General features: G+C 71.0%; 4 protein-coding genes. 2 read left to right on the plus strand and 2 right to left on the minus strand.

The features are described from left to right. Positions 1-98: 98 nt before the first annotated feature. Positions 99-587, minus strand: coding sequence for an SRPBCC domain-containing protein (locus tag RMO85_RS10955; protein ID WP_310528757.1), 489 nt, complete (start codon positions 585-587; stop codon positions 99-101). Position 588: 1 nt separating this feature from the next. Continuing rightward, the gene (locus tag RMO85_RS10960; RefSeq protein ID WP_310528758.1) at positions 589-957 is read right to left on the minus strand and encodes a metalloregulator ArsR/SmtB family transcription factor; all 369 of its coding nucleotides are present in this window, start codon (positions 955-957) and stop codon (positions 589-591) included. A 99-nt stretch (positions 958-1,056) separates the two neighbouring features. Between RMO85_RS10960 and RMO85_RS10965 the strand changes: the two genes are divergently transcribed. Together RMO85_RS10965 and RMO85_RS10970 are read left to right on the plus strand one after the other, a co-directional pair. Continuing rightward, positions 1,057-1,500, plus strand: coding sequence for an SRPBCC family protein (locus RMO85_RS10965; protein WP_310528759.1), 444 nt, complete (start codon positions 1,057-1,059; stop codon positions 1,498-1,500). Next, positions 1,497-2,456, plus strand: coding sequence for an SDR family NAD(P)-dependent oxidoreductase (locus tag RMO85_RS10970; RefSeq protein ID WP_310528760.1), 960 nt, complete (start codon positions 1,497-1,499; stop codon positions 2,454-2,456). Before RMO85_RS10965 ends, RMO85_RS10970 begins: the two co-directional genes overlap by 4 nt. Positions 2,457-2,613: the final 157 nt, after the last annotated feature.

The following is a 2,613-nucleotide window of genomic DNA, read 5'->3' on the forward strand; positions in this document are numbered from 1 at the left end:
GCGGGCACCGTGGCGAACGCGCCGAAGGCCCGGGTGGCCTGAGGCGTACGCCGCTGGGGAACCAGATCGGGCCCGATCTCGTTCCCCGTCGGAGTGGGTCACCCAGCGGCGACGAGGTCGTCGATCTGGTTGATCGCCGAGCTGGCGCCCTCGACGACGCCCATGTCGAGGACCTGCTGCAGACCCTCCGAGGTCGCGTAGGTGCTGACGTAGGTCGCGCGGGTGCTGCCGTCGTGCTCGGTGAAGGTGAAGACGTTCGTGCCGACGGGCAGCTCCGGGTCGGCCGTGAAGTCCAGGTCGGCGAAGCCGTCGTCGAAGGTGAATCCCTGGGGCTCGTCGACGTCCGTGATGTCCCAGTAGCCGGCGTGCCTGTCGCCCTCGGGACCGGTCATGAAGTACGTCGAGCGCGACCCCGGGGTCAGGCTGTGGTCGACGAACGTGGCGGGGTACGTGGGCGGACCCCACACGCGCTCGAGCTGTCGCGCGTCGGCGTACACCTCCCAGATGCGCTCCATCGGAGCCGCGAACTCGGCCACGATGGTCAGGGTCAGGTTGTCCAGGTCGGGCTTGACGTCGGTGACGGGCATGTCACTCGGTCCTCTCGGTGGGATGGGATGAAGCAGGGTCCTGGGCGATCAGGTCATCGATGCGGGCAATGCGCCCGCGCCAGACGGCCTCGAGCTCGGTGAGCATCGAGCCCACCGAGCGCACGGCCTCCACGTCACCGCTGGCCAACGCCTCGCGGCCAGTGCGGCGCTTGGTGATCAGGCCGGCTCTCTCGAGCACGGCCACGTGCTTCTGCACGGCGGCGAAGCTCATGTCGTAGGACGCCGCGAGCGCGGACACCGAGTGCTCGCCGGCCAGCACGCGGCGCAGGATGTCGCGCCGGGTGCGGTCGGCCAGCGCGTGGAACATGGCGTCGGCCCGGTCCTCGTCCTGGTGGTCGCCGTGGGTCATGACCACAACCTACAACCATATGGTTGTAGGTTGTCAAGCCGCGCGATCCGTGTGGAGCCTGCCCGTAGCGTGGGCAGCGACCTGAGGAGAGATGCCGTTATGCCCAGCGTGTCCCGCACCTTCACCACGACCGCCCCGCCGGAGGCGGTCTTCGACTACCTGGCCGACTTCACCCATGCGGAGCAGTGGGATCCGGGCACCAGGTCCTGTGAGCGGATCTCCGGCGACGGTGGGGTGGGGACGACCTATCGCAACGTCTCCTCCTTCCTGGGTCGCGAATCGGTCATCACCTACACGACTGCCGAGCTCGAGCGCCCGACGCGCATCCACCTGACGGGGCACAACGAGCAGTTCGACGGGCATGACGTGCTCGGCATCCGAGCCCACGGCACTGGCTCGGAGGTGACCTACACCGCCGAGTTCGCCTTCTCGGGGGCGGCTCGCCTCGCCGTACCCGTCGTGGCGGCCTATCTCCCCTTCCTGGCGAAGAAGACCGTGGACCAGCTGGGCGCCTGCCTCGACCGCCTGCCGAGCGCACCGTGACCGCTCCGCTGCCGGCTCGCGCCCTCGACACCGTGCTGGATCGATCGCTGGTCCTGGGCTACACCAAGGTCGGGTTGCGCGTGCGCCGCGCGCTGCCCGGCTGGCCCGCGGACCCGCGGCCCGGCGCGCTCGACGGCAAGGACGTGCTCGTCACGGGCGCCAGCTCGGGCCTCGGCATCGCGACCGCGGAGGGTCTGGCAGCACTGGGCGCGACCGTGCACCTCGTGGTGCGCGACGAGGCCAAGGGCGGACGGGTGCGCGACGAGATCGCCGCCCGGCAGCCGGGAGCGCGGCTCCGGCTCTGGCGCTGCGACGTGGGCGACCTCGACGACGTACGCCGCTTCGCGCACGACTTCGGGAGCCAGGTCCCCACCCTGCATGCCGCGATCCACAACGCGGGCGTGATGCCGCCGCAGCGTTCGGAGTCGGCGCAGGGCCACGAGCTGAGCATGGCCGTGCACCTGCTCGGGCCGGTCGTGATGACAGAGGCCCTGCGGCCCCAGCTGGCCGGGGGACGCGTGGTGCTGGTGAGCAGCGGCGGCATGTACAGCCAGACGCTGCGCGCCGACGACCCGGACTACCGCAAGGGCGACTACTCGCCGCCGACGGCCTACGCGCGGTCCAAGCGCATGCAGGTCGAGATGCTGCCCCTGCTGGCCGACCGCTGGTCGCTCGACGACATCACGGTGGCCGCGATGCACCCGGGCTGGGCCGACACCCCCGGCGTGCAGGAGTCGCTGCCGCGCTTTCGCGCGATGACCCGGTCACTGCTGCGTGACGATGCCGAAGGTGCCGACACGAGCATCTGGCTTGCCGCCACGGAGCCGGCGCCGCCGACGGCGCTCTTCTGGCACGACCGGCGTGCCCGGCCGATCAACCTGGTGCCGAGCACCCGGGCCGACGAGTCCGCCCGGGCCACGGCGTGGGCATGGTTGGCGCAGGCGACCGGTCTGTAGAGCGGCGACGTCAGCTCAGCGCGCAGTCAGCCAGGATGCGGGCCAGCTCGACCGGTCTGGTGAACATCGGCCAGTGGCCCGACGCGATGTCGACGTACGCGACGCTCGTCGCCTTGGCGAGCTCCGGGATCTCGCCGGCCTCGACCCACTCCTTGGC

It is taken from the genome of Nocardioides sp. (assembly GCF_031422975.1).
Classification (GTDB): Bacteria; Actinomycetota; Actinomycetes; order Propionibacteriales; family Nocardioidaceae; genus Nocardioides.

Excerpts from the sequence above, each read along its gene's own strand:
- RMO85_RS10955 (WP_310528757.1), bottom strand. The coding sequence starts at position 587 with ATGCCCGTCACCGACGTCAAGCCCGACCTGGACAACCTGACCCTGACC.
- RMO85_RS10960 (WP_310528758.1), bottom strand. The coding sequence starts at position 957 with ATGACCCACGGCGACCACCAGGACGAGGACCGGGCCGACGCCATGTTC.
- RMO85_RS10965 (WP_310528759.1), top strand. The coding sequence starts at position 1,057 with ATGCCCAGCGTGTCCCGCACCTTCACCACGACCGCCCCGCCGGAGGCG.